The sequence below is a fragment of the Frankia sp. R43 genome, assembly GCF_001306465.1.
Classification (GTDB): Bacteria; Actinomycetota; Actinomycetes; order Frankiales; family Frankiaceae; genus Parafrankia; species Parafrankia irregularis.
Genome location: NZ_LFCW01000004.1, coordinates 387,829 through 413,451 on the forward strand (window position 1 = coordinate 387,829; position 25,623 = coordinate 413,451).

Here is a 25,623-nt window from a genome sequence, read left to right on the forward strand (position 1 = left end):
ACCGGTGGACAAGTGTGGCCCGGACGGGAGACTCGGGGCAGCGGAACGGACGGTAGTGAGCCCATCGAAGGTGCTGGGCGCCTGATCACGGAAGGTAGGTCGGACGCAACGCCTTAATAGCTCATAACAGGCATTTCGCCCAGCAAATGCTGACGCTGAGCCATCACACCAGGCACGCTGCGTACCCTATGAGATGGAGCACACAGTGGTGAGTTACCTGGCTGAAACAATTATCTGCTGGCCGCATCCCTGAGAGTCGTTACCAGCCAACGGCCGAGCGGGTCGGTGTGGTCGCCCTTCCGGGGAGGACGGCGTACCGAGGAGGTGGCGGCGAGCCACCATGGTTCGTGAACTGCGGAAATGCATGAGCAGTACGGAATTTTTCTCGTTCCGGTAGCCGGGATTCCTAGCTCATGCCATAGTGCTCCGTCGGCCCACATGGGTGGGGGGTGGACGCGTCCGCAGCCGAAAACTGCAGGTCCGCTGTGTGGCCACAGGTTCAAGCCGGGAGCAGTCCATCACGTCTTCTCCGCAACGGCGAGCACCTGGAAGCCGAAACGCATGCGCGCCTAACCGGTTCGTGAGCACAGGAGCGTCCATCCATGAGCCGTCCGACCAGATATTCACCGCCGTTCCGAGCCCGGGCGGTGGCCCAGGTCGCCCAGGTCCGATCCCAGCACCGCTCGGAATGGTCGGCGATCGAGAGTGTCGCGGACGCCCTCGGCATCAGCCGCGAGGCGCTTCGGGGCTGGATCCGGCAGGCCGAGGCCGAACCCGAGGTCGAGCGGAGGCGACCGTCGACGTCCGATCGCCAGCAGGCGGAGATCCGCCGGCTCAGCGAGGACAACGCCAGGCTGCGCGCGGTTTTGCGCGCCCTGCGTGCCAGCAACGGCGATGGACGCACCACAGAACCCGGTCCGGGCCCCGTCGATGGTGGCGCGGATGGTCGCCAGGCCGGTGCGGCGCCGGTAGAGCGCCAGGAGGTCGACACGCGCATTTGACCTACGACAGGACGAACGAGCACCGCGTCCTGGTCACCAGCCTGAACGTCGGAGCCGGATCGGCACCGACGACGTTCACCGCCACCTACAACGCCGGCGGCAAACTCACCTCCCAGACCTTGTCCAGCGTCAGGTTCTTGGCCTGGACATCCTGACCTGAAGGTTGCGCCTGAGCTGGAGATGGTGTGATACCGCGCCGGAGAGAGAGTCGATGAAGGTGGCGCCCAAGACGAAGCTTCGACGACGGCGTCGTCGACAATCTCGAGAAGCTGTGGATCAAAAACACCCGAGGTCAGACGCTCCCGGTCCCCCCGGACGACGCCGGCGGCAGCGGGACGAGATCACACGGCGGCGCACCGTGAAACTTCATCTGAATCTACTTCATGAGGTCCGATAATGGACATCCCGGAATTCCTCTCCGACCTGCGGGCCACATTACCGCCAGAAGATCTGGTGACGTGGTACCACGCCTTCGGAGATCCCGATCTGGTCGACCTGTTCGTCGAACGTGGCGACGGATGCACGCTGTTCGCAACCGTCGCCACCTGGCTCGACGATGCAAGAGTCATGATCGAGGAATACAGATTCGAATCCATACCGAACGAAGCGCTCATGGACTTCATCCAGATGTTCACCGTCGACCTCTTCGCGATCCGCCTGGTACGGAAACTGTTCACCCGCCGGCTTGAGCTTTCACTCGTGATCCGCGGAGTTTCCTACACCTCGCTCAGAAGGGCCAGAGATATCGAGCCCTGGGAGGAGTCGCATCTGAATCTCGCGGCCGAATAGCCACTGTGTCGATTCAGGGGGCGGATGCGGGGAGGTACTCCGCCCGGAGCTGGCCCTTCGCGAGCTTGCCGGTGGGCATCCGGGGCAGCTCGGCGCGGAACGTGACGACGCGGGGAACCTTGTAGCCGGCGAGGCTGCCGCGCAGGTAGGTCCGCAGCTCCTCGGCGAGCTCGTCGGTGCCCTCGACACCGTCGGCCGGCGCCACGACGGCGTGGACGTACTCGCCCATCTCCGGGTCGGGCAGCCCGAACACCGCCACGTCGGCGACCTGCGGGTGCATGACCAGCGCGGCCTCGATCTCGGCGGGGTAGATGTTCACGCCGCCGGAGATGATGGTGAAGTTCTTGCGGTCGGTGAGGTACAGGTAGCCGTCGGGGTCGAGATAGCCCATGTCCCCGCAGGTCGTCCAGTTCGGGTGGTCGGGGTGCCGGCTGTCCCGGGTCTTCTGCGGGTCACCGTGGTACTCGAAGGGCGCCTCGGCCTGCTCGAAGTACAGCAGCCCGGCCGTGCCGGTGGGCACATCGGCGCCCTCGTCGTCACAGATGTGCGGAATTCCGACGAGCGCACGGCCCACCGAGCCCGGATGGTCCAGCCAGTCGGCGCAGCTGATGTAGGTGACGCCGCAGCCCTCCGTCCCGGAGTAGTACTCGTCGACGATCGGGCCGACCCAGTCGATCACGGCCTGCTTGACCGGGATCGGGCAGGGCGCCGCGGCGTGCATGATCCGGCGCAGGCTGGACGTGTCGTAGCCCAGCCGTACCTTCTCCGGAAGCTTCAGCAGCCGCACCAGCATCGTCGGCACCACCTGGACGTGGGTGATCCGATCCCGCTCGATCACGGCCAGGGTCTGCTCGGCGTCGAACTTCTCCAGGATGACGAGGGTGGCGCCGAGCTGGTGCACGCAGACGGCCCACTGCAGGCTGGCCGCGTGGTACAGCGGGGCCGGGCACAGGTAGACGGAGCTTTCGTCCATGCCGAACAGGAAGGTGCCCATGGCGGCGATGCCACCGCCCGCCGGCCGGTCGACCGGGTCGCCGCTGAGCCGTCGGCGAATTCCCTTGGGCCGGCCGGTCGTGCCGGAGGAGTAGAGCATGAACTCGCCGCGGGGCTGCTCGGCCAGTGGTTCGGTGGACTGGGTCGCCAGCGCCGTCTCGTAGTCGTCGAAGCCGTCGACGCCGCCCTCGGTTCCGTGACCGGTTCCGTCGATCATCAGGCGCAGGTCGCAGGCGGGCACCTCGGCGGCGATCTCCGCCGCCGTCGCGGCGAACCGCTTCGTCGCGATCAGCGCGCGGGCACCGGAGTCCGCGACGAGCCAGGCCGCCTCGGCGGGGGCGAGGTGCCAGTTCACCGCGGTCAGGTACAGCCCGGAACGCAGGGCCGCCCAGACCACCTCGAGGTAGCGGACGTGGTTCTCGGCGACGATCGCCACCGTGTCGCCCTCGCGCAGGCCGTGCGCCTGCAGCAGCCGCGCGAGGCGCAGCGAGCGTTCGTCGAGCTCCCGGTAGGTGATCCGCTCACCGGTACCACTCATGATCACGGCCGGGGAGTCCGGATGGGTGGTCGCGTGCGTGCCGGGGTACATCGTCGCACCTCCAACGTCCAGGCCCAGCTGCGGCGCGGCTGGTATCCAGGCGAACGGCGAACGGGCTCAGGTCGATGGTGCGGCCGTGCGGCGGTGGGTCGCCGGCTGGCGGACGAACGACCGGCGGCGTGCTGCGGCGTCGGTCAGGCGATCCGGCCGGGGTTGGCGGGCAGGCTCGCGAGCCGGGCGGGCCGGATCTCGCGGTACTCCCCCACGACGGACGTCAGCTCGGCCGGCGTCGCGCCATGCATGATCACCCCGGTCACACCGAGGTCGAACTGGCGGGCGATGGCTTCGGCGCACTGGCGCGGGCTGCCCGTCGCCGCGGTGGCCAGCCACTCCGGCGGAATCAGGGTGGCGATGTGTTCCAGCTGTTCCCGGGTCGCCTTCGTGTCGATCCCGCCCTTGATCGCGCCGACGACGTCGTCGGCGCGGAACCGTTCCAGCACCGCCGGGTCCCAGTCATTGACCCGGACCATCAGATCGCCGTAGCCCTGCAGGTAGGACCCGAGCCGGCCGACCGTCTTGAGCAGCCGCAGCTCCTCCTCGACCTCGTCGGAGACGGTGGCGAGCACCGACCAGACCCGCACGCTGGCCGGGTCCCGCCCGGCCGCCTTCGCGCCGCGTTCCACCGCGGCCATCGCCTCGGCGACCGCGGCGTCCGAGTAGAAGGTGTGCAGGATGACCCCGTCGAGGCAGCGCCCGGCGAGCTCCAGCGAACGCGGGCCGAGCGCCGCGAGCATGATCGGGATGTCCTCGTCGAAGTCGGCGTCCTGGTGCAGGTAGGGCCAGGCGCCGGCCGGCCCGTCGTGGCCCAGCACCATCTCACCGCGCCAGAGCCGGCGCAGGACGCCGACGACGTCCTCGATCTGCGCGCTCGTGATCGGGGTGAGTCCGAAGGCCTTGAACAGGCGGTCGAAGCCGCGGCCCAGGCCGAGGGCGAACCGGCCGCCGGTGAGCCGGTGCATGGTCGTGGCCATGGTGGCCGTGACGATCGGGTGGCGGGTGTTGTGGTTCGTGGCACCGGTGGCGATCCCGATCGTCTCGCTGACGGCGCCGGCCGCGCCGGAGAGCGTCGCCGCGTCCTTGGTGCTGAAGCGCTCGGAGATGAAGGCCGCGCCGATGCCGAGCTCCTCGGCGGCACGGACCTCGGTTACCAGGTCACGGGGCGCTGCACTGTGCCCGGCCAGGGTGTAGAAACCCAGCTCGTTCAGCGGTAAGCCGTCCGCGGTCACGCTCATACCGGTACCTCCCGTTCGACACGGTCAGGCCCGCCGCGATGTTGACGGGCCTGTGGTCTGATGTCCGGGCCGGGACCGGGCCGGACTCACCCGCAACCCATCGGTGGCCCGCGTCCGGGGGCGGGATCTGCGGACCACCGATGGATAAAATATATCGTAGCCACGAACGCCTCCCGACACAATTGACAGTTGATGGCAGAACTGTAAATATGCGGCCAACTGCCGTCCAGCCGTTGGGAGAACCCCGTGTCCTTGGAGACGATCGACGTCTACGACGCCGCCCGCTACGAGATCGGCATCCCGCACCAGGACTTCCAGCTCCTGCGCACGCAGGCGCCGGTGTTCCGGCACGCCGACCCGCAGGTTCCGGAAGGCTTCTGGGCCGTCACCCGGCACCCGGACGTCGTGCGCGTGTCCCGCAGCTCGGAGCTGTTCTCCTCCAGCCGGCGCACCGCGATCCTCGGCGAGATGTCCGAGGAGGCCCGCGCGCAGCAGCAGCTGATGATGCTGAACATGGACCCGCCGGCGCACACCCGGCTGCGCAGCCTGGTCAACCGCGGCTTCACCCCGCGGGTGATCGCCCAGATGCGGGAGCACCTGCGCCTGGCCAGCGAGGTCATCGTCGACAAGGCCCTGGCCGCCGGCACCGGCGACTTCGTCGAGCTGGTCGCCGCCGACCTGCCGCTCATCGTCATCGCCGAGCTGATGGGAGTGCCGCTGGAGGACCGCCACCGGCTGTTCGAATGGTCGAACCGGCTCGCCTCGGCCACCGACCTGCAGCTGGAGGAGGGCGGCGACGCCGCGACCGCCGTCTTCGAGATCTACGAGTACGCGAACAACCTGGGCGCGACGAAGCGCGCGAACCCGGCCGACGACATCGTCACGAAGCTGACCTCGCCGGACGAGAACGGCGAGGCGCTGTCCGAGCTGGAGTTCGACCTGTTCTTCCTGCTGCTCATGTTCGCCGGCAACGAGACCACCCGCAACGCCATCACCGGCGGCATGATCGCAATGATCAACAACCCGGGCCAGTGGGAGCGGCTGCGCGCCGACCCGGACCTCGCGCCGACCGCGGCCGACGAGATCGTCCGGTGGGTGAGCCCCGTCAATGCCTTCCGCCGCACCGCGACACAGGACCTCGAGCTCGGCGGCCAGCTCATCCGGGAGAACGACAAGGTGGTGATCTTCTACTCCTCGGCCAACTTCGACGAGGATGTCTTCACCGACCCCTACACGTTCGACATCGGGCGCAGCCCCAACCCGCACATCGGCTTCGGCGGCGGCGGGGCGCACTTCTGCCTCGGCCGTCATCTGGCGATCCTGGAGATCGAGCAGATGTACCGGGTCCTCATCGAGCGGGTGCGCCGGGTCGAACTGCTGGAGCAGCCGACTCGGCTACGCTCCAACTTCGTCAACGGTGTGACCGCCATGCCGGTCCGCTTCGTTCCCGCCTGAGCAGCCGCGGCCGCCCAGGCAACCCGCGAGGAGAGTCCGGGATGGATCTGAGCGCCACGTCCGCGATCGTCACCGGTGGCGCGTCGGGTCTCGGGGCCGCCACCGCGCGGGCACTCGCCGCCGCTGGTGCCCGAGTTCTGGTCGCCGACCGCGACGACGCCCGCGGGAGCGCCGTCGCCGAGGAGATCGGCGGCGTGTTCGCCCACGTGGACGTCACCTCCACCGAGCAGATCATCGCCGCCACCGAGCTCGCGAAATCGCTGGGCCCGGTGCGCTCACTGGTCAACTGCGCCGGCATCGGCTGGGCGTCGCGCACGATCGGCCGCGACGGCAGCTACGACTCGGCGCATAGCCTCGACGCCTTCCGCAAGGTGATCGAGGTGAACACGATCGGCACCTTCGACTGCGTGCGTATCGTCGCGACCGCGATGGCGGCCACCGAGCCGCTCGCCGACGGGGAGCGGGGAGCGATAGTGAACACCGCGTCGCTCGCCGCCTTCGACGGCCAGATCGGCCAGGCCGCCTACTCGGCGTCCAAGGGCGGTGTGGTGGGCATGACCCTTCCCATCGCGCGGGACCTGTCGGTGGCCGGCATCCGGGTGAACACGATCGCCCCGGGCCTGATCGACACGCCCATCTACGGGGAGGGCCCCGCCTCCGAGGAATTCAAGGACAAGCTCAAGCGGGACGTCCTGTTCCCGCACCGGCTCGGCACCGCCGACGAGTTCGCGTCGCTCGCGCTCGAGCTGCTGCGCAACAGCTACCTCAACGCCGAGGTCATCCGGATCGACGCCGGCGCCCGCCTCCAGCCGAAATAGACCGGCCTCCGCCACAGCGGATTGCCGCAGAGCACTGAGCGCATCCGGCGGTTCCGCGGATTCACGCTCACCTCCAGTCGTGCCCGCGTGCCGCACGGGATGCGGGCACAGCTCGACTACCTGCTGCGATACGGGCATCACCCGGCCACCGAACGCATCAATGCTTCGTCTGGGATTCACGTCGCGACGGGTCTGCCGTTACCGCGCCGTCCCCGGTTGCCGCCAGCGTGGTTCAGGTTTCGTCTTGACCACCGACAAACGGAGCATCCCATGCGGTTGCGAACCTCCCGGGTCACCCTGACCCGAGCCCTGGCCGGGTCTCTCGCGGTCGCCGCGCTGACCGTCACCGCCGCCACCACCGCGATCGCCGCCACCACCGCCGCCGGTGATGCCTCACCGACCCCCGCCGCGACGGCGGCGGCGACCGCGACTCCCACCGCTGCCGCGACCCCCGCCGCGACCGCGACCGCGACGGCGACCGCCGCAGCCGCAGCCGCAGCCGCGCAGCAGGATCTGACGGCGACGCTGATCCGCCGCTACGCCGCCTTCGACGCCAACCAGGGTGTCGCGGTCGACGGCAAGTACTTCTACGCGGTCGACAACCGCACCGTCACCAAGCACGACCGGGCCACCGGCGCCCCGCTGCTGCAGTTCGTCTCCGACGCGACCGGCCCGCTGATCCACTTCGACAGCGGCACGGTCGTCGACAACAAGCTCTACCTCGCCCACTCGAACTACAGCCAGGTCCCGATGGCGAGCTCGATCGAGGTCCTCGACACCCGGACCATGCGCCACATCGAGACCTTCAGCTTCGGCATCGCCCGTGGTTCGCTGACCTGGCTTGACCGCCACGACGGCGCCTGGTGGGCCGGCTTCGCCAACTACGACACCAACGGCGCCGACGGAAAGCCCTACGGCGGCGGCAGCCAGAACACCCAGGTCGTGAAGCTCAACGACAGGTTCGAGGTCATCGAGGCCTGGATCGTTCCGGCGGCCCTGGTCGACCGGTTCCGTCCGATGAGCAACTCGGGTGGCTCGTGGGGCCCCGACGGCCGGCTCTGGCTGACCGGCCATGACAACGCCGAGGTCTACGTCATGGAGCTCCCGGAGGCCGGCACCACGCTGACCTGGGTCGCCACCGTCGCGCTGCCCGACGTCGAGGGCCAGGCCATCGCCTGGGACCGCTCGGACAAGAAGCACCCGACGTTCTGGGCCATCAAGCGGACGACCAAGGAGGTCCTCAACTTCGAGGTGCCTTTCAAGTCGGTCAAGGACGCGCCCGCCGCACCGTTCCGCGTGGTCGGCCCGGGCTCGTTCGTGCCGTGATCACCGCCTGAACCAGCCACCGCCTGACACCACAGCGACAGGCAACAGCGACGGCGGCCGGCGGTTGCGCGCGGCCGGCGGTCCGCACCGACCACGGGTGCGGACCGCCGGCCACCAGCCACCGGCTCGGCTTCGGCTAGAGATCCAGCAGGTTGTGCCCGGTCTCGGTGGGGTTGAGGCCGGCGCCGAACCGTTCTGCGCGCACGCTCAGAGTCTTCGCGGCGTCGTCCCGCCCGAGCATGAGGCAGTACTCCCCCGCCGCGATGCCGCGCAGGACGTCGTCGGCGACCTCGTCGAGCGGCTGGATGGGAATCTCCCGGCCGTCCTTCGCCGCGGCGGCGACGAGCCCGGCGACCGTCATCGCCGGGGTCGATCGCGGCTTCTCCCGGGCCAGGTCCGTGGGCCGGTTGCGGTCCGCGGTCCACAGCCCGGTGTCGAGCAGCCCCTTGCCCGACGGCAGGAACAGCGACACCGCGATCGGATGTCCCTCCTCCGCGAGCTGGGCCCCCAGGCACTCGGTGAGCGTCGCCACCGCCGCCTTGCTCGCCGCGTACACCGACGCGTTCGGCATCGGCGCGACCGCCCCGTCCCCGGACGAGGTGTTGACGACGTGCCCGGGCTCCCCGGAGGCGATCATCCGCGGGACGAACGAGCGGATGCCGTTGGCGACGCCGTAGACGTTCACGCCGAACGTCCACCGCCAGTCGTTCGGTGTCGACTCCCACACCTTCGCCCCGGGCGGGCCGACGCCGGCGTTGTTCACCAGCACATGGGTGCGCCCGTAGCGGCGGAAGACCTCCGCGGCCAGCTCCTCGACGGAGGCCTCGTCGGAGACGTCCGCGACGATGCCGTCGACCTTCGCGCCGGTCTGTTCACGCAGCGCCTCGGCGGTCGCCGCCAGCGCGCCGGCCTCGATGTCGGAGAGCACCACGAGCGCGCCGGCGCGGGCGAACGCCTCCGCCAGCGCGCGGCCGATGCCGGCGGCCCCGCCGGTGATGACGACGACCCGGCCGGCGAAGTCGGTGATGGGCGCGCTCATGCCGCGCCGCCATCCCGGGCCGACCCGTGGATCTCCTCGACGGTCGGGCCGATCCGGTCGACGACCGGTGCGAGCTTCGCCAGGTCGAAGTTGTACAGCTCGGCGGCGTTGAGTCCGAGGATGCGCCGGGTGTCTGCCTCCGGCACGTCACCGAACCGGTCGCGCAGCCACTCGCGGGTGTGCGGCCAGGTGCCCTCCGGATGCGGGTAGTCGTGCCCCCACATCAGCCGGTCGACGCCGATGTCGTGGCGGCGGTCGATCTCCAGCGGGCCCATGACGGACGACGCCATCCACACGTTGCGCCGGTAGTAGTCCGACGGCTTCATCCGCATGCCGTCGCGGAAGGTCTTCGGGCCGAACTTGCGGGTCGAGTGGTCGCCCTCCCACTTCGCGTCCATCCGGGCCAGGATGTCCGGCACCCACCAGGCGCCGTTCTCGGCCAGCGCGTACTTCAGCTTCGGATGACGCTCGAACACCCCGCCGAGAAGCAGCGCCCAGAACGGCCGGGCCGCCCACCAGTACGACTCGGTGGCGTAGATGGACAGGAAGCCGGGTGCCCAGGTGTAGTCGGTGGGGCCGACACCGGAGTGGGTGTGCACGACCAGCCCGGCCTCGGCGCACACCGACCACAGCGGGTCGTACACCGGGTCGTTGTAGGCCGGGTAGGTGCCCCACTTCGTCGGGATCATGATCCCGCCGCGCAGTCCGTTCTCGGCCGCCCACTCGGTCTCCGCGACCGCGGCGGCCACGTCGTGCAGCGCCGGGATGATCGCGATGCCGTAGCGGCGGTCGGGCTCGCTCTGGCAGAACTCCGCGGCCCACCGGTTGTGCGCCTTCGCGCCGGCCATCACCAGCACGGGGTCGCTGTCACCGGAGGAGTTCAGACCGGATCCGAACGGCGACGCCGAGACGCCGCCGACACCGGCCGAGTCCGCGTCGGGGAAGACGACCTCGGCCGCCACACCCTCGGAGTCCATCTCCTTGGTGCGCACGGTCGGGTCCCAGGCGCCTTCCATCCCGCCGTGGTCGCCGATCTCGGAGTTCCACTCGGCGAGGAACTTCAGGTGGTCGTCGGCGGTCACCAGCGCGGACGCCTGGACGTCCGCGGCCTGGGCGTCGTCGAACGCCTGGCGGTAGCGGGGCTCGACGTACTCGCGGTACTGCTCCGGCGGGAGCCCGGCGTGGGTGTCGGTGGAGATGATTAAGTACCGGTCGCTCATGTCTGTTCCTTCGGCCTTCTCGTTCTCGTCGTCGGTCGCGCGGGCTCGGGCGTCAGGCTCAGGGACCCAGGCTCAGGACTCAGTGGTCGTAGCGGCTGAAGGCGTACGGCTCGAACGCCACCGGGTCGACGGGGCCGACGACGCTGGCCTTGTTGGCCGAGGAGCGCGTCGTGTAGGTGATCGACACCGTCTCCAGAACGGGCAGGTCGACAACGGGCGCGGTGGGCTCGTCGCGCAGCACCAGCTTGCCCTCGACGCGCTCGACGGTGACCGGGGTGCGCACCTGGTCGAAGCGGACCAGCAGCGGGTCGCCGTCGAAGCCCGACCCGGAGACCGCGGGCAGGAACTTGAACCACCACTGGGTCGCCGGGTAGGGCTCGGGCACGGGCAGGGTCTCGGTGACGTCCCCGACGATCTCGACGAAGGTGACGCCGTTGCGCTCGATCCGGCCCTCGACGTGGTCGCCGTCGCGGGTCAGCTCCAGGTTGGCGAGCTTCTTCGGCTCGCCGTGCTTCTCCCGGCTGATCGAGATCGCCGACTCCAGGTCGATCGGGATCAGCAGCGGGTACTCACCGGTCACCCCGTCGTAGACGGCGTCAACCGCGAAATAGCCGACCAGCTCCTTGTAGTGGTACTCACCGAAGTGCAGGTCGATGTCGGTGACCCGCACATGCACCCGTGGCTGCGCCGGTGGTGTGAGCGGCGGCGGCAGCACCTCGGCGAGGCGCGCCGGGTCGGTCAGGTAGACCACTTCCAGCGACGGGATCGGGGGTAACCCTGCGCCCACGTTCGACTCGGCCTCGGAGCTCTTCTCGATGGTGCGTACCCAACGGTTGCCCATCAGGCCCTCCTCATGATGGTGGCGGTGGCGGATTTCGGGCAGCACGAACAGAGCTCGCGTCACGCCGTCGCGTGCACGAGCTCCGTTACGGTGCGGCCGGGCTCGCGGTCAGTGCGCTCGCGGTCAGTGCTTCGTCGCGCCGTCCGGCCAGGAGTAGAACTGCTGGCACCAGCGGCGCTGCTCGGTGATCGCCTTCTCGGAGGGGCGCAGCACCGGCGGGTTCTTGTAGATCTTGTTCTCCCAGATCGGGAGGTCCTGGCTGATGCCGTCGGTGAAGGCACGCGAGGCCTTCTCCGCCGCGTCCTCCCCGTTCTTCGCCGGAGCGGTGAAGATCCAGCGGACGTGCACGTTCTCCTCGTCGATCGGTGTCGTCGAGGAGATGAAGGTCGTGTACTTCTTCACCCGCAGCACACCGAGGCCCAGCCCGTAGCCCTCGCGGACGAAGTTGCCGTCCATCGCGACCGCCCGCTTGTAGTGGCCGTCGATGACGAAGTCCTGCTCGGGGATGGCCGGTGTGCCGTGCACGTAGAGGAAGTGGGGGGTGTCGACGTTGTTCTCGGCCATCTCCTGGCAGCACGTCGCGATCTCGAAGTCCTTGACCACGATCGGCAGCCAGGCGGGGTCGTGGAACTCCTCGACCTCGGGCACCTCGTAGGTCGGCGCCTCCTTCTCCAGGTGGTGCCAGGCCCAGATCATGTGGTTGCGCTCGACGACCGGGTAGGTGCGGGCGGCGGCCGTCTTCGGGATGTAGTCGATGTCGTCGTAGGGAACCTCGACGCAGGAGCCGGTCGCGCCGTCGAAGCGCCAGCCGTGGAACGGGCACTGCAGCGACCCGTCGACGACCCGGCCACCGACGCCGAGGTGGGCGCCCAGATGCGGGCAGTAGGCGTCGAACAGGTACGGCGTGCCGTCGGTGCCGCGGAACAGCACCAGGTCCTTGCCGAAGTAGAACAGGGACTTGGTGCGCCCCGGCTCGACCTCGTCGGCCCGGGCGACGATGAACCAGCCGTTGGGAATCGGGAACGGGAAGCGGGGTGTGCTCTCCCGCCGGACCTTCGTTCGCCGGGAGAGGTCGGCCAGCGTGTCGGGGCGTAGCGGCATGGGCAGCCCGACGAGCTCGTCGTCGGCGGTCGTGGTGGCCGCGTTGGTTCCGTAGAGCTCGGCGCCGCGACGGCGGGCCGGGGCCCCGTCCGAGGTGGTCATGGCGTCTGCCTCCCAGAAAGGTCCGCACCGTAGCGTGACGTAGGTGGGATAAGATATACAATCTGTGGCGATCGGGAGGGGCTGAAACCGATCACTGAACCGACATTCAACATGAGCCTCACCGAGTTCACAAGCCCAAACGGCTCGACTTCCGAGGAGCGCACGTGACCGACGGCGTCTGGGGCAGCGCGCCCCGGCACACCACGACCGAGTTACTGCTGCAGCGGGCCGACAAGGAGCCCGACTCGGAGTACCTGGACGTCTGCGGGACCAAGCTGACCGCGGGCGAGGTCGTCACGGCCGCCGCCGCCCTCGGCGGCGCGCTGCGCGAGCTGGGCGTCGGGCCCGGCGACCGAGTCGCCACCCTGCTGGAGAACTCCCCGGAGGCGCTGCTGGTCTGGTGGGCGACCCAGTGGGCGGGTGCGGTCGCGGTGCCGGTGAACACCGCCTACAAGGGCGAGTACCTGCGCCACCAGCTGCGTGACTCCGGGTCGACGGTGCTGGTCGTGGGCGCGGACCTGGCAGACCGGGCGCAGGCGGTCAGCGCCGACCTCGACGGCCTGCGCCACGTCGTGGTGACCGGGCCCGACGCGCTGGAGTTCCCCGGCGCCACGGCGCACCGGCTCGACGACCTGCTCGCCGCCACCCCGCTCACCGCACCGGTGCAGCGCGACCCGTCCGACCTGGCCACCTTCATCTACACGGGTGGGACGACCGGGCTGTCCAAGGGCTGCATGCTCAGCCACAACTACCACGAGGCGCTCGCCCAGCAGATCGGCTACAGCTGGGGGCGCACCGCGTCCGACGTGCTGTGGACGCCGCTGCCGATGTTCCACTACAACGCGCTGGTCACCGCGGTGGTCGGTGCCCTGGTCTTCGGTGGCCGCTCGGCGATCTACCGGAAGTTCTCGGTGTCGAACTTCTGGCCCGAGATGAACCGCACCGGTGCCACGATCACCTCGACGCTGGGCACCATGGCCTACCTGCTCGCCCACGACGTCGACCGGCCGGAGATGCCGCGTTCCGGCGCGGCGCAGGCCAACAGCTCGCTGCGGCTGATGGGGGCGGCCCCGCTGCCGCCCGAGGTCGACGACGTGATCCGCGAACGGTTCGGCATCGAGACGTTCTCCGGCGCCTACGGCGTCACCGAGGCCAGCCTGATCTCCTGGCAGCCGCCCGGTGTGCGCAACCGGCCGCGGGCCGCCGGGGTCATCAACACCCACTACTTCGACGTCCGGATCTTCGACGACTCCGACGTCGAGCAGCCGCGCGGCACCGACGGCGAGATCGTCATCCGGCCGAAGCTCCCGCACGTCATGTTCGAGGGCTACTGGGGCCGACCCGAGGCGACGGTCGAGGCCAGCCGCAACTGGTGGTACCACACCGGCGACATCGGCAAGATCGACGAGGACGGCTACCTCTACTTCGTCGACCGAAAGGCCGACTACCTGCGCCGGCGCGGCGAGAACATCGCCAGCTTCGAGGTCGAGCGCATCCTGATGGGCCACGGCCAGCTCGCCGACGTCGCGGTGCACGCCGTGCCGAGCAAGCTCACCGAGGACGACGTCAAGGTCACGGCCACCCTCGCACCGGACGCGACGCTCACCGAGGAGGAGCTGTTCCGCTGGTGCGTCGACGCCCTGCCGTACTTCGCGCTGCCGCGCTACATCGAGTTCCGCGCCGAGCTGCCCCGCAACCCCGTCGGCCGGGTGCTCAAGCGGGAGCTGCGCGCCGAGGGCGTCACCGCCGGCACCTGGGACGTCGAGGCCGCCGGCATCACCTACGACAAGCGCTGATGGGCAGGACCGGGTGATGGGGCAGGATCGAATGACCGAGCAGGTTGTCATCGTCGGGGCGGCGCTGTCCGACTGTGGGCGGGTGGACTCGACGACGCCCTTCGCGCTGCACCAGCAGGCCGCGGCCCGGGCACTCGCCGACGCGGGGCTGAGCCACACCGACGTCGACGGCGTGGCCTCGACCGGTCTCGGCGTCCTCGCGCCGGTGGAGCTGGCCGAGTACCTGGGGCTGCGGCCGACCTGGACCGACTCCACCAGTGTGGGCGGCAGCGCGTGGGAGGTGATGCTCGAGCACGCCGCCGACGCGATCCGGGCCGGAACCGCGACCACCGTGCTGCTCGTCTACGGGTCGACGGCACGCTCGGACCTGAAGAACCGGCTGCGGACGGCGAACCTGTCGCTGTCCTCGCGCGGGCCGAGCCAGTTCGAGGTGCCGTGGGGGCACACCCTGATCGCCAAGTACGCGATGACGGCGCGGCGGCACATGCACGAGTTCGGCACGACCATCGAACAGCTCGCGAACATCGCCGTCGACACCCGGTTCAACGCGGGCCTCAACCCGGACGCGATGTACCGGGAGCCGCTGACGGTCGACGACGTCCTCGCCGCGCCGATGGTGGCGACGCCGTTCACCAAGCTGCACTGCTGCATCCGCAGCGACGGCGGCGGCGCGGTGGTGCTGACCTCCGCCCGGCGCGCCGCCGACCTGCCGGGCCGGGCGGTGCGGGTGCTGGGCACCGGCACCGCGAGCAACGTGACGACGATGTCGGAGTGGGCGGACTTCACCCGCTCGCCCGCCGAGGTGTCCGGCCGGCTGGCCTTCTCCCGGGCCGGGCTGACCCCCGCGGACGTCGACGTCTGCCAGTTCTACGACTCGTTCACCTCGACGGTGCTGCTGACCTTCGAGGCGCTGGGGTTCTGCGGCCGCGGGGAGGCCGGCGGCTACCTGGAGGGCGGCACGATGCGGGTGGGCGGTGCGATGCCCACCAACACCGACGGCGGCGGGCTGTCGGCCTGCCATCCCGGCATGCGCGGCATATTCCTGCTGGTCGAGGCCGTTCGCCAGCTGCGCGGGGAGGCCACCGGCCGGCAGGTTCCCGACGCCCGGGTGGCCTGTGTGAACGCCACCGGAGGCTGGTTCAGCTCGGCCTCGACGGTGCTGCTCGGAGTCGACTGAGCGCCGGCCGAGCGCCGCCTGGAGGGTCGGGCGGGGGAACGAACACCACCAAGGTGGTGCCGGTACACAAACCCTTGCCACATTCCGGCATATGTGATTGATTATACAATATCTAAAGATCACTGCGGTGACGCCACTTCCCGGGTCACGCGTGGTCACCCGCCCGCCCCGCCAGGGCCCGTGCCGATCCCGCACCGGGCCGGGACCCCTGGCACCGGGGGTGGCGCGCCCATCTCCACAGATCCAGCACAACTCCGATGAGACATCGCAGCCGAGTCGTTGCCGCCGACGGCGGTTTTGGAGGCATTATGCCGACGCCGACACCCACCGCGGCGCCGCCCGTCACCGGAGCAGCGCCGCTGTTACGCCTGTCCTCGGTCAGCAAGCGCTTCGGCGGGGTGCGCGCACTGACCGACGTCGACCTCACCGTCGCCGCCGGAACCGTCCAGGGCCTCATCGGGCCGAACGGCGCGGGCAAGACCACCCTTTTCGACATCATCTCCGGCATCACCCCCGCCTCCGAGGGAACCGTCCACTTCGCGGACCACGATGTCACCGCCGTCTCGGCCACCCGACGCGCGCGGCTCGGCATGCGCCGCACCTTCCAGCGGGCCCAGGTCTTCAGCTGGCTGTCGGTGGAGGACAACGTGCTCGCCGGGCTCGAGTGGCACGGCGGCGGCGGCGGTGTCCTCGCCGACCTGCTCTCCCTGCCGTCGCGGCGCACGCTGGAACACCAGCGCCGCGAGCGGGTCGCGGAGGTCCTCGAGTGGTGCGGCCTCACAGAGCTGCGCAAGGTCTCCGCCGGCTCGCTGCCGCTCGGCCAGCAGCGCCTGCTGGAGCTCGCCCGTGCCATCGCCGACCGCCCCCGGCTGCTGCTGCTCGACGAGCCGACGTCCGGGCTCGCCCACGCCGAGTCCGACCGCTTCGGGGAACTGGTGCTCTCGCTGCGGGGCGAGGGATGCGCGGTGGTGCTCGTCGAGCACGACGCCGCCTTCGTGATGCGGACCTGCGACCGCATCACCGTGCTCGACCTGGGCTCCGTCCTCGCCGAGGGCACCCCGGCCGAGATCCAGGCCAACCAGGCCGTCCGCGACGCCTACCTCGGCTGACAACGGCTCCCGCACCGCTCGTTCGTTTCAAGGAATCACCAGGGAGTGCATCGATGCGAACCATCCGATTAGTGGCGGCGGCAGCCACCGCGCTCGCGGTCATCGCGAGTGCCGTGGGGTGCTCGTCGGACGGCACACCGCAGGACGGCCCGACCGTCGCCGCCGACACGGTGAAGGCAGGCCCGCCGTCGGGCTGGAGTGACGGCGGCTACACGGTGGACGCGGCCAGCCTGAAGTGTGGCCAGACCGCCTCCAACCCCACCCGCGGCGTCACCGACACCGAGATCACCATCGGTGGCCTGGCCTATCTGACCAGCGCCAGCGGCAGCTCGATGGCCGGCACCGAGCTCGGCGCACAGGCCCGGTTCGACCGGGCGAACGCCGAGGGCGGCGTCAACGGCCGCAAGATCAACTACGTGGGCACCCTCGATGACGGCAACGACCCCGCGCGCAACAGCGCCCAGGCCAAGGCGCTGGTCGACAAGAACATCTTCGCCGCGGTCCCGGTGATGACCAGCAGCGCGAACTATCTCGACACCTTCTGCGGCGAGACGGTGCCCTTCTTCGGCTGGGGCTTCAACCTCGGCTTCTGCCAGACATCGATCGGCTTCGGTATCACCGGCTGCCAGTTCCCCGAGGGCGACGTCACCTCGACGACGTACGGCCTGATGATCCAGGCCATGTTCGGGGGTGACGCCACCGGCAAGACGACCGCTCTCGTCGGTGTCGACAACGACTCGGCACGGGCGGGCCTCAAGCAGCTCGGCGAACAGATCCGCTCCGTCGGGGTGAAGACCGTCTACGAGGAGAACCCGATCCCCGTCGCGGGCATCACCGACACCACCGCGGTGGTCAACGCCCTGATGACGTCCAACAACGGCGCCCCGCCGGACGTCGTCCTCTACGTCGCGGACTTCAACTCGGTCATCAAGATGACCGCCGCCATGACGGCTGCCGGGTACGAGGGCAAGAACCTCAACCCGGTCGGCTACGACCCGCGCCTCGCCGGATTCAAGGACCTGCAGAAGTCCTACACGATCGTGCAGTGGCAGCCCGGGGTCGACACCGACGTCCCCGCCATCAAGCAGCTCACCGAGGACTTCGCCAAGTACGCCCCGGACCAGGCCATCAGCCTGCCGGCAATGGCCGGGTACTGGGCGGCCGACATGTTCATCCAGGCAGCCACCAAGGTCGGCCCTGACCTCACCGTCGACAAGCTCCTGAAGGTGCTCAACTCCGACTACTCCTACTACGTCGAGGGCGCCGTGCCCGAGACGCGGTGGCCGCTCAACCACAACATCTCGGCTCCCTGCGCCTCGATCGTCCAGCTCAACGGCGACAAGTACGACATCACCAGCAAGCTCTCCTGCGGTTCCCTGATCAAGAAGTAGCTCCACCGCACAACAGCAAAAACCGCAACGCAAAAACAGCAACAGCAACAGAAACAGCAGGTAATCCCGCCTGGCCGGAGCCGGAACGAAAACTCCGCGCCCGGCCAGGCGGTCCCAGAAATGGCGGCGGCGCGGGCCGCGACCAAGGAGGAATCGCGTGACCGAGTTCTTCAACCTGGTGGTCGCGGGGCTGGTCACCGGCGCGTTATACGCGATCCTCGCGTCCGGCCTGACCCTCACCTACCAGACCTCCGGAGTGTTCAACTTCGGGCAGGGCGGCGTCGCCTTCTCGACGGCCTACCTGTTCTTCCAGCTCAACACCGGCCAGGGCCTGCCCGTCGTGCCGAGCGCGATTCTCTGCGTCGGCGTGTTCGCGCCGGCACTGGGCTGGCTGCTGCACCGGATCCTGTTCAACCCGCTACGCGACGCGTCCATCGCGGCGCGGATGGTCGCCACCCTCGGCCTGCTCATCGCGCTGCCCGCGCTGTGCCTGTGGATCACCGCCATGCTGCGGGAGAAGGCCAGCCTGGACCTGCCGACCGTCGAGGACGTCTTCCGGTTCCCGGGCCTGGGCCCCAGCCCCAAGGAGATCTACAAGCTCGGCAACGGCCTGATCCTGGACAGCGACAAGCTGGCCATTCTCGGCGCCGCGATCTTCTCCGCGCTGCTGCTGTGGTACCTCGTGCGCCGCACCCGCATCGGCCTGGAGATGCGCGCCTCGGTGAGCCGGCCCGCCATCGCCGCCCTGCGCGGCGTCGACCCGGACCGGGCGTCCGCGGTCTCCTGGATCACCTCCTGCGGACTGGCCGGCCTGGTCGGCGTCCTGCTGGCCCCGATGTTCGGCCTGGCCAACTTCACCTACAACACGCTGCTGTTCGTCTCGATCCCCGCGGTGGTGCTGGCGCGTTTCGCCTCCATTCCGCTCGCGATGGCCGGCGGCCTGCTGCTCGGCGTCGCGCAGAACCTGGTGGACGGCTACGTCGACCTCGACATCACGGGATTCCCGACCGCCGTCCCGTTCATCATTCTCTTCCTGCTGCTGTTCTTCTTCGGCGCCGAACGCGGCCGTTCCGCCGGCACCACCCTGGAGGAGAAGCCGCCCGCCGAGGACCCGACCGAGGTCTCGCCGTGGCGCCGGCGCGCGCTGTGGGGCGTCGTCACCGTCGGTCTGCTCTCCTACACCGCCTGGGGCGCCACCGACTTCTGGGCCGGTCTGCTCGCCGAGGGCCTGGCCACCGCCATCGTGCTGATGTCGTTCACGGTCGTCACCGGCATCGGCGGCATGGTCAGCCTCGCGCAGGTCGCCTTCGTCCTCGCCGGTGCCTTCACCACCGGCATCCTGATCTCCCATGACGTCCCGTATCTGCCCGCGCTGCTCGCCGGGGTGGTCGTCGCCGCCCTGACCGGCGCCGTCATCGCGCTGCCGACCCGGCGTCTCGGCGGACTGCCGCTGGCGCTGTCCACGCTGGCGCTGGCGTTCATCGGCCAGAACCTGCTGTTCCAGATCCGCGACATCTCCAACGGCTCCGGCGGCTGGGCGATCCCGGCGCCGGACCTGGGCATCGTCGACACCGCCAACCCCCGGTGGATGGTCGTGATGCTGCTGGTGCTGCTCGGGCTGACCATCTGGCTCGTCCACGCCCTGCGCACCTCCAGCACGGGCCGGGCGATGCTCGCCGTGCGCTCCAGCGACGTCGGCGCGCAGACCAACGGCATCGCCGTCGGGCGCATGAAGCTGCTGGTCTTCGTCATCTCCGCGGCCATCGCCGGGTTCGGTGGCGTGCTGCTCGCGACCACCCGCGGCCGGGTCACCAACACCGACTACGACGCGTTCCTCGGGCTGGTCTGGCTGGCGACCACCATCACCTTCAGCATCCGCCGCCCCGCCGGAGCCGTCCTCGCCGGCCTCGTCGCCGCGCTCGCCCCGCAGGCGTTCGAGAACATCCCGGACTCCACCCACTTCATGCAGATCCTCTTCGGGCTCGGCGCCATCGGCCTGGCCCGCGACCCGGACGGCGCGCTGGCCGCCATCGGCCGCGCCACCCAGCAACGTCGCCGCCGCCAGGCCAGCTCGACAGCAGGCGCGACCTCGCCTGCCGCGGCGGCTCCCTCGCCCGCGGTCGCTGTTCCGGTGGGCGGCGACGTGCCCACGGCCGCCGGTGCCCTCGAAACCGCGGTGGAGCCCGTCCTGCGGGTCCGTGGGCTGCACGCCGGCTACAACGACATCGAGGTCCTGCACGGCGTCGACCTCGTGATCGGCCCGGGCGAGGCGTTGGCCCTGCTGGGCAGCAACGGTGCCGGCAAGACCACGCTGTGCGCGGCGATCGGCGGCCTCGTCACCCCCACCGCGGGCATCATCGAGCTCGCCGGCGAGGACGTCACCGCGATCCCGGCGCAGCGCCGCCGGCGCGACGGCATCTACCTGGCGCCCGAGGGCCGCGGTATCTTCCCCGACCTCACCGTCGAGGAGAACCTGACGATCTGGCTGCGTGACCGGGACGAACGCGACCGCGCCTACGAGGCCTTCCCCTCGCTGGCCCGCCGCCGCGGGCAGGCCGCGGGTGCGCTTTCCGGCGGTGAGCAGCAGCAGCTCACGCTCGCCCCGGCGCTCGTCCGCCCGCCCCGCCTGCTCATCGCCGACGAGCCGTCGCTCGGCCTGGCGCCGCTGGTCACCGAGCAGATCTTCGCCGCGCTCGGCCAGCTGCAGCAGCAGGGAACGGCCCTGCTCATCGCCGAGGAGAAGACCCGCAACGCGCTGTCCGTCGCGGGGCGCGCCGCCTTCCTCACCGTCGGCCACATCACCTGGGCCGGCCCGACCAGCGAGCTGGACACCGAGGCGCTGGCCACCGCCTACCTCGGCACCGCCACCGCCGGCGCCACCGCCGGCGCCGCCCCGGCCGCCCCTGCCACAGCGGCGACCGCGGCCGTCCAGGTGGCTGAATGACCCGGACCAGGCAGCACATGGAACGTCGCAGCAGCGGACGTCAGGTCGCGGACCACATCCGCGGCCTGATCTTCAGCGGCGCGCTGCGCCAGGGTGACCGCGTCCGCCAGGACATGATCGCCGAGGAGCTGGGCGTCAGCCGCATCCCGGTGCGCGAAGCGATGATCACGTTGGAGAGCGAGGGCTGGATCGCGATCGAGCCGCACCGCGGGGCGTTCGTCCACGGCCTGGACCGCAACTCCGTCATCGACTACTACGCGCTGCTGGGCCACCTCTACGGTCTGGCGGCCGAGCAGGCCACCGAACGCGGTGACCCGGCCGGCTTCGCGGCGCTGGCCGCCGCGGAGCGCCGGCTGTGCCAGGCCGAGGACGCCGAGGAGCTTCTGCGGGCCAACGAGCAGTTCCTCCGCCAGATATTCGCGATGGCGAACTCGCCCCGGCTGTCGTCGTTCTCCCGGCTGATGACCGGGATCATCCCGGGCAACTTCTTCGCCCTCGTTCCCAGCACCATCGGGGGGCAGAAGAGCGGAGTGGCCGCCGTCATGCGGGCGATGGCGGCCGGCGACGGCGGCAGCGCGGCGGCGGAGTTCATCCGCATGCTGCGCAGCCACGGCGGGCATGTGGTGGAGCTGCTGGACGCACGCGACATCCTCTGGCACCCCGCGGCCTGACCGGCGGGCGGCCGCCGGCCGCCCGCCGCGCGCCGCCCGCCGGCGACACCCTCCACACGACCATCTCGTTGCAGGAACAGGAGCCAGCTCGATGTCCGACACCTCTGCCGCCCCGGCGGACACCTCCGTGTTCTCCGAGCCGCGGCTGCTGATCGGCGGCGCCCTGGTGCAGGCGCGGGCCGGCCGCACCTTCACCAACATCAACCCCGCGACCGAGCAGGTCCTCGGCCTGGTCGCCGACGCCGGCGCCGACGACATGGACGCTGCCATCGCCGCCGCCCGAACCGCGTTCGACGCCACCGACTGGTCGACGAACACGCAGCTGCGGCTGCGCTGCCTGCGCCAGCTCTCGGAGGCGCTGGAGCGCCACAAGGAGGAGCTGCGCGGGCTGACCGTCGCCGAGATCGGTGCTCCGGTCTCGCTGACCCACGGCCCGCACCTCGACGCGGCGTTGGGGATCGTCTCCTACACGGCGGACCTGGCCGAGAAGTACATCTGGGACACCGACCACGGCGTGTACGACTCGCCGGTCACGTACTCCACCAGCCGCCGGGTGGTGGCGCGGGAGCCGGTCGGTGTCGTCGCGGCGATCACGCCGTGGAACGTACCGATGCAGATCAACCTGGCGAAGGTGGTGCCCGCGCTGGCCGCCGGTAACACGGTGGTGCTCAAGCCGGCACCGGACTCACCGTGGACGGCCACCGTGCTCGGCCGCCTCGTCGCCGAGGAGACCGACATCCCGGCCGGGGTGTTCAACGTCGTGACGACGTCGGACAACCAGGTCGCACAGCGCCTCGCGGAGGACCCGCGGGTCGACATGATCAGCTTCACCGGTTCGACCGCGGTGGGCCGGCGCCTGATGGCCGCCGCGGCGGGAACCATCAAGAAGACGTTCCTGGAGCTGGGCGGCAAGTCCGCGCACATCGTGTGCGACGACGCCGACCTCGGCAAGGTCATCCCGATGGCGGCCACGGTCGCCTGCTTCCACTCCGGGCAGGGCTGCGCGATCGACTCCCGGCTGCTGGTGGCCCGCCCGCTCTACGACGACGCCGTCGCCGCCATGAGCGAGGCGCTGGCGAACTTCCCCTACGGCGACCCGACCGACCCGTCGGTGCTGATGGGCCCGCAGATCAGCGCCCTCCAGCGGCAGCGGGTCCTCGACCTGATCGCCGTCGGGGTGGCCGAGGGGCAGAAGGTCGCCGTCGGCGGCGGTGTGCCCGCGCACCTGCCGACCGGATTCTTCACCGAGCCGACCCTGTTCGTCGACGTCGACCCCGACTCGGCCATCGCCCAGCAGGAGTTCTTCGGCCCGGTCGCGGTGATGATCCCGTTCGACACCGACGACGACGCCGTCCGCATCGCGAACAACTCGATCTACGGGCTGGCCGGGTCGGTGAGCTCCGGTTCGCTGGACCGGGCGATGGGCATCGCGCGGCGGGTGCGCACCGGCTCCATCAACGTCAACGGCGGCCAGTACTACGCGCCCGACATGCCCTTCGGCGGGTACCGGCAGAGCGGGCTGGGCCGTGAGATGGGTGTGCCCGGGTTCGAGGAGTACCTGGAGACCAAGGTCATCGCCGTCGGAGTCTGACCCGGCCGCCGACCAGTCCCGAAAGACCGAAGACCGAAGCCTGGAGGAAACCATGGCAGGCTGGCCCGATCTCACCCGCATCCCGCCGTCGCTGCTCCCCGTCCTGACCGGGCCGGGCGCGCCGTTCGAGCTGGTGCGCGAGGACGTCCGCGGGGTCGAGATGGCGGTCTTCGCCCAGCGGCCGCGCAGCCTGCCGGAGCTGCTCGCCGCGGCCGCCCGGGAGCATCCCGACCGCCCGTACCTGGTGCTGCCGGAGCGGACGGTGACCTACCGTGAGGCCGCCGACGCCGCGCGGGCGGTCGCCGCGGTGCTGCGGAGCCGTCATGGGATCTCCGCCGGCGACCGGGTGGCCCTGGCCGGAGCCAACAGCGCCGAGCACGCGCTGACGATCTGGGGCGTGCTCCTGCTCGGCGCCGTCGTCGTCGGTCTCAACGGCTGGTGGACGGGACCCGAGCTCGCCGCCGGTCTGGCGCTGACCGAACCGGCGCTGCTGGTCGCCGACGAGCCCCGGCTCGCCCGCCTCACCCAGCTCGACGCCGACGCGGGCAGCAAGGTGGTCGCGGAAGCGGTCGCCGGCGCGGTGTCGTTCACCGACCTGGTCGCCGCGGCGGCGGGGACGGCCGGTGAGACCGGGGCACCGGCCTTCGCGCCGGCCACCGTCGGGGAGGACGACGCCTGCGCGATCCTGTTCACCAGCGGTACCAGCGGCCGTCCGAAGGGAGCGTTGATCAGCCACCGTGGGCTGGTCAACTTCGCGATGGACGCGGCGCTGCGCGGCGCGGTCGAGGCCGTCTCCGGGGCCGCTCCCCCGCCGGCGGGTACGCCCGTGTCGGTGCTGACCGGGCCGTTCTTCCACATCTCCGGGCTCGGGCCGCTGACGGCCGTGGCGCCCCGGTCCGGGATGACGCTCGTTCTTCCGGCGCCCGGCCGCTGGGATCCCGCTGTCCACCTGGAGCTGACCGCCCGCCATGGCGTCACCCAGTGGAGCGGCGTGCCGACCCAGATCCTGCGTCTGCTGGAGCATCCCGACCTGGACCGCATGGCCCGGCCCACGGTCAGGGGAGTCGGCTGCGGTGGCGCGACGATCTCACCAGAGCTTCCCCGCCTGCTCGAGCAGCGGATGCCGGGTATTCCGCTGACCAACGGCTACGGGATGACCGAGACCTGCGGCCTGGGCACGGCGATCAGCGGCCCACGCCTCGCTGCGCATCCCACCTCGGCGGGCGTGCCCACACCGACCGCCGAGGTCGCCGTCCGGGACGAGACCGGTGCCGAGATCACCGACGGACGGATCGGCGAGCTGTGGATCCGCTGCCCGAGCACCTTCCTGGGCTACTGGGGCGAGCCGGTCAGCCCGGTGGACGACCAGGGCTGGTACCCCACCGGGGACTACGGCCGGTTCGAGGGCGGACTGCTCCAGGTCGAGAGCCGGCTGCGCGACATGATCGTGCGCGGCGGCGAGAACATCTACCCGATCGAGATCGAGAACCGCCTCCTCCAGCACGCCGATGTCGCCGACGCCGCGGTGATCGGGGTGTCGCACCGGGAGCTGGGCCAGGAGGTGCTGGCCGTGATCGTCCCCCGCGACGGCGCCGTGATCGACCCGGCCGACGTCCGCGCCTGGGTGGGCACGTCGCTGGCGGCCTTCAAGGTGCCCGCACATGTCACGACCGTGAGCGATCTCCCCCGTAACACCACCGGCAAGGTCCTCAAGCAGGCCCTGCGTGAGCGCTTCGACGTCCCGCCCGGCGCCGACGCGGGCGCCGAGAGCCCGACCGCGGCGGCCCGATGACGACCGCCTCCCCGCGCGAGCTGCGCCAGCGTGAACAGGCCGAGCGGGTCCGTGAGCGGGTCCTCGACGCCGCGGAGGAGCTGTTCGGCCGGCACGGCTTCCGCGAGACCAGCCTGCGGCAGGTCGCCGAGCGGTGCGAGATGTCGGTCGGGGCACTCTACCTGCACCTGCCCAACAAGGACGAGCTCCTGCGGGCGGTCATCGATCGGCGCGGCCTGCCGCTGCTGGACCGGATCCGCTCCTTCGCCGAGGCGGACGGGGCGGGCATCGACCTGCTGGTGGGACTCGTCCGCAGCGAGATCATGTTCTATCGTGCCTACCCGGACTTCGGCCGGCTCATGAGCCGGCTGTACTCGTCGGGCCTCGCCGTCTCGCCTCAGCTCAGCGAGGACATCGCCAACGGGTACACGGACGCGATGCGACTGGAGGCCGAGGTGATCCAACGCGGGCAGCGCGACGGCACGATCTGCGGCGGCGACGCCGACAGTCTTGCCCGGATGCTCGCGTCGATGGTCGGGGCCTACCGCAACGCCGAGGCGACCCGTCCCGACGGGACGGCAGGCATCGCCGAGGAGCAGTTCGTCGAGATGGTCCGCCGCGCGTTCGCCACGCCGGCCACCGCCGGCTGACCACAGGT

21 protein-coding genes are annotated in these 25,623 nt (G+C 70.4%); 15 read left to right on the forward strand and 6 right to left on the reverse strand.

The window, feature by feature from the left end; genetic code table 11:
* Positions 1–602 precede the first annotated feature (602 nt).
* The 3 genes from ACG83_RS19025 (at position 603) to ACG83_RS19030 (ending at position 1,790) form a co-directional block, all read left to right on the forward strand.
* Positions 603–1,001 (forward strand): transposase, encoded by a 399-nt coding sequence (locus ACG83_RS19025; protein WP_054567562.1) that lies wholly within the window; start codon positions 603–605, stop codon positions 999–1,001.
* Complete coding sequence (locus tag ACG83_RS45435; protein ID WP_161934774.1) at positions 998–1,156, forward strand: hypothetical protein; 159 nt, start codon at positions 998–1,000, stop codon at positions 1,154–1,156. The genes ACG83_RS19025 and ACG83_RS45435 overlap by 4 nt, the downstream gene beginning before the upstream one ends.
* A 241-nt stretch (positions 1,157–1,397) precedes the next feature.
* Positions 1,398–1,790 (forward strand): hypothetical protein, encoded by a 393-nt coding sequence (locus ACG83_RS19030; protein WP_054567563.1) that lies wholly within the window; start codon positions 1,398–1,400, stop codon positions 1,788–1,790.
* 13 nt (positions 1,791–1,803) lie between these two features.
* Here the strand turns inward: ACG83_RS19030 and ACG83_RS19035 are convergent, their stop codons facing one another.
* Entirely contained in the window at positions 1,804–3,372 is a 1,569-nt protein-coding gene (locus ACG83_RS19035; protein WP_054567564.1) for an acyl-CoA synthetase, read from the reverse strand.
* Between the two features lie 143 nt (positions 3,373–3,515).
* A complete protein-coding gene (locus tag ACG83_RS19040; RefSeq protein WP_054567565.1) occupies positions 3,516–4,613 on the reverse strand; it encodes a TIGR03857 family LLM class F420-dependent oxidoreductase in 1,098 nt (365 codons plus the stop codon).
* A 246-nt stretch (positions 4,614–4,859) separates the two neighbouring features.
* On the opposite strand from ACG83_RS19040, the gene ACG83_RS19045 reads away from it, so the two are divergent.
* From ACG83_RS19045 to ACG83_RS19055, 3 genes are all read left to right on the forward strand, one after another.
* Complete coding sequence (locus ACG83_RS19045; protein ID WP_054567566.1) at positions 4,860–6,068, forward strand: cytochrome P450; 1,209 nt, start codon at positions 4,860–4,862, stop codon at positions 6,066–6,068.
* Between the two features lie 41 nt (positions 6,069–6,109).
* Positions 6,110–6,886 (forward strand): SDR family NAD(P)-dependent oxidoreductase, encoded by a 777-nt coding sequence (locus ACG83_RS19050; RefSeq protein WP_054567567.1) that lies wholly within the window; start codon positions 6,110–6,112, stop codon positions 6,884–6,886.
* Positions 6,887–7,156: 270 nt separating this feature from the next.
* On the forward strand, positions 7,157–8,212 hold the full coding sequence (locus tag ACG83_RS19055) for a hypothetical protein (RefSeq protein ID WP_054567568.1): 1,056 nt from the start codon (positions 7,157–7,159) through the stop codon (positions 8,210–8,212).
* Between the two features lie 136 nt (positions 8,213–8,348).
* Here the strand turns inward: ACG83_RS19055 and ACG83_RS19060 are convergent, their stop codons facing one another.
* The 4 genes from ACG83_RS19060 to ACG83_RS19075 form a co-directional block, all read right to left on the reverse strand.
* Complete coding sequence (locus ACG83_RS19060) at positions 8,349–9,251, reverse strand: SDR family NAD(P)-dependent oxidoreductase (RefSeq protein WP_054567569.1); 903 nt, start codon at positions 9,249–9,251, stop codon at positions 8,349–8,351.
* On the reverse strand, positions 9,248–10,471 hold the full coding sequence (locus ACG83_RS19065) for an amidohydrolase family protein (RefSeq protein ID WP_054567570.1): 1,224 nt from the start codon (positions 10,469–10,471) through the stop codon (positions 9,248–9,250). Before ACG83_RS19065 ends, ACG83_RS19060 begins: the two co-directional genes overlap by 4 nt.
* A 79-nt stretch (positions 10,472–10,550) precedes the next feature.
* Complete coding sequence (locus ACG83_RS19070) at positions 10,551–11,312, reverse strand: acetoacetate decarboxylase family protein (protein ID WP_054567905.1); 762 nt, start codon at positions 11,310–11,312, stop codon at positions 10,551–10,553.
* Positions 11,313–11,435: 123 nt separating this feature from the next.
* Positions 11,436–12,515 (reverse strand): Rieske 2Fe-2S domain-containing protein, encoded by a 1,080-nt coding sequence (locus ACG83_RS19075; protein WP_054567571.1) that lies wholly within the window; start codon positions 12,513–12,515, stop codon positions 11,436–11,438.
* A gap of 164 nt (positions 12,516–12,679) precedes the next feature.
* Here ACG83_RS19075 and ACG83_RS19080 point away from each other — a divergent pair, with 164 nt between their 5' ends.
* From ACG83_RS19080 to ACG83_RS19120, 9 genes are all read left to right on the forward strand, one after another.
* Complete coding sequence (locus ACG83_RS19080; protein ID WP_054567572.1) at positions 12,680–14,311, forward strand: AMP-binding protein; 1,632 nt, start codon at positions 12,680–12,682, stop codon at positions 14,309–14,311.
* A 31-nt stretch (positions 14,312–14,342) separates the two neighbouring features.
* Positions 14,343–15,488: an acetyl-CoA acetyltransferase gene (locus tag ACG83_RS19085; RefSeq protein WP_054567573.1), complete on the forward strand. Its 1,146-nt coding sequence runs from the start codon at positions 14,343–14,345 to the stop codon at positions 15,486–15,488.
* A 308-nt stretch (positions 15,489–15,796) separates the two neighbouring features.
* Positions 15,797–16,597 carry an ABC transporter ATP-binding protein gene (locus ACG83_RS19090; RefSeq protein WP_054567574.1) on the forward strand — a complete coding sequence of 267 codons (801 nt, stop codon included), beginning with the start codon at positions 15,797–15,799 and terminating at the stop codon, positions 16,595–16,597.
* A 53-nt stretch (positions 16,598–16,650) separates the two neighbouring features.
* On the forward strand, positions 16,651–17,988 hold the full coding sequence (locus tag ACG83_RS19095; protein ID WP_054567575.1) for an ABC transporter substrate-binding protein: 1,338 nt from the start codon (positions 16,651–16,653) through the stop codon (positions 17,986–17,988).
* 157 nt (positions 17,989–18,145) lie between these two features.
* On the forward strand, positions 18,146–20,932 hold the full coding sequence (locus ACG83_RS19100; protein ID WP_054567576.1) for an ATP-binding cassette domain-containing protein: 2,787 nt from the start codon (positions 18,146–18,148) through the stop codon (positions 20,930–20,932).
* Entirely contained in the window at positions 20,929–21,603 is a 675-nt protein-coding gene (locus ACG83_RS19105; protein WP_054567577.1) for a GntR family transcriptional regulator, read from the forward strand. Before ACG83_RS19100 ends, ACG83_RS19105 begins: the two co-directional genes overlap by 4 nt.
* Positions 21,604–21,694: 91 nt before the next feature.
* Positions 21,695–23,194 (forward strand): aldehyde dehydrogenase family protein, encoded by a 1,500-nt coding sequence (locus ACG83_RS19110; protein ID WP_054567578.1) that lies wholly within the window; start codon positions 21,695–21,697, stop codon positions 23,192–23,194.
* Between the two features lie 52 nt (positions 23,195–23,246).
* Positions 23,247–24,986 (forward strand): class I adenylate-forming enzyme family protein, encoded by a 1,740-nt coding sequence (locus ACG83_RS19115; RefSeq protein ID WP_054567579.1) that lies wholly within the window; start codon positions 23,247–23,249, stop codon positions 24,984–24,986.
* A complete protein-coding gene (locus tag ACG83_RS19120; RefSeq protein WP_054567580.1) occupies positions 24,983–25,615 on the forward strand; it encodes a TetR/AcrR family transcriptional regulator in 633 nt (210 codons plus the stop codon). The genes ACG83_RS19115 and ACG83_RS19120 overlap by 4 nt, the downstream gene beginning before the upstream one ends.
* Positions 25,616–25,623: the final 8 nt, after the last annotated feature.

Excerpts from the sequence above, each read along its gene's own strand:
- ACG83_RS19025 (WP_054567562.1), top strand. The coding sequence starts at position 603 with ATGAGCCGTCCGACCAGATATTCACCGCCGTTCCGAGCCCGGGCGGTG.
- ACG83_RS19030 (WP_054567563.1), top strand. The coding sequence starts at position 1,398 with ATGGACATCCCGGAATTCCTCTCCGACCTGCGGGCCACATTACCGCCA.
- ACG83_RS19035 (WP_054567564.1), bottom strand. The coding sequence starts at position 3,372 with ATGTACCCCGGCACGCACGCGACCACCCATCCGGACTCCCCGGCCGTG.
- ACG83_RS19040 (WP_054567565.1), bottom strand. The coding sequence starts at position 4,613 with ATGAGCGTGACCGCGGACGGCTTACCGCTGAACGAGCTGGGTTTCTAC.
- ACG83_RS19050 (WP_054567567.1), top strand. The coding sequence starts at position 6,110 with ATGGATCTGAGCGCCACGTCCGCGATCGTCACCGGTGGCGCGTCGGGT.
- ACG83_RS19055 (WP_054567568.1), top strand. The coding sequence starts at position 7,157 with ATGCGGTTGCGAACCTCCCGGGTCACCCTGACCCGAGCCCTGGCCGGG.
- ACG83_RS19060 (WP_054567569.1), bottom strand. The coding sequence starts at position 9,251 with ATGAGCGCGCCCATCACCGACTTCGCCGGCCGGGTCGTCGTCATCACC.
- ACG83_RS19065 (WP_054567570.1), bottom strand. The coding sequence starts at position 10,471 with ATGAGCGACCGGTACTTAATCATCTCCACCGACACCCACGCCGGGCTC.
- ACG83_RS19070 (WP_054567905.1), bottom strand. The coding sequence starts at position 11,312 with ATGGGCAACCGTTGGGTACGCACCATCGAGAAGAGCTCCGAGGCCGAG.
- ACG83_RS19075 (WP_054567571.1), bottom strand. The coding sequence starts at position 12,515 with ATGACCACCTCGGACGGGGCCCCGGCCCGCCGTCGCGGCGCCGAGCTC.
- ACG83_RS19085 (WP_054567573.1), top strand. The coding sequence starts at position 14,343 with ATGACCGAGCAGGTTGTCATCGTCGGGGCGGCGCTGTCCGACTGTGGG.
- ACG83_RS19090 (WP_054567574.1), top strand. The coding sequence starts at position 15,797 with ATGCCGACGCCGACACCCACCGCGGCGCCGCCCGTCACCGGAGCAGCG.
- ACG83_RS19095 (WP_054567575.1), top strand. The coding sequence starts at position 16,651 with ATGCGAACCATCCGATTAGTGGCGGCGGCAGCCACCGCGCTCGCGGTC.
- ACG83_RS19105 (WP_054567577.1), top strand. The coding sequence starts at position 20,929 with ATGACCCGGACCAGGCAGCACATGGAACGTCGCAGCAGCGGACGTCAG.
- ACG83_RS19110 (WP_054567578.1), top strand. The coding sequence starts at position 21,695 with ATGTCCGACACCTCTGCCGCCCCGGCGGACACCTCCGTGTTCTCCGAG.
- ACG83_RS19115 (WP_054567579.1), top strand. The coding sequence starts at position 23,247 with ATGGCAGGCTGGCCCGATCTCACCCGCATCCCGCCGTCGCTGCTCCCC.
- ACG83_RS19120 (WP_054567580.1), top strand. The coding sequence starts at position 24,983 with ATGACGACCGCCTCCCCGCGCGAGCTGCGCCAGCGTGAACAGGCCGAG.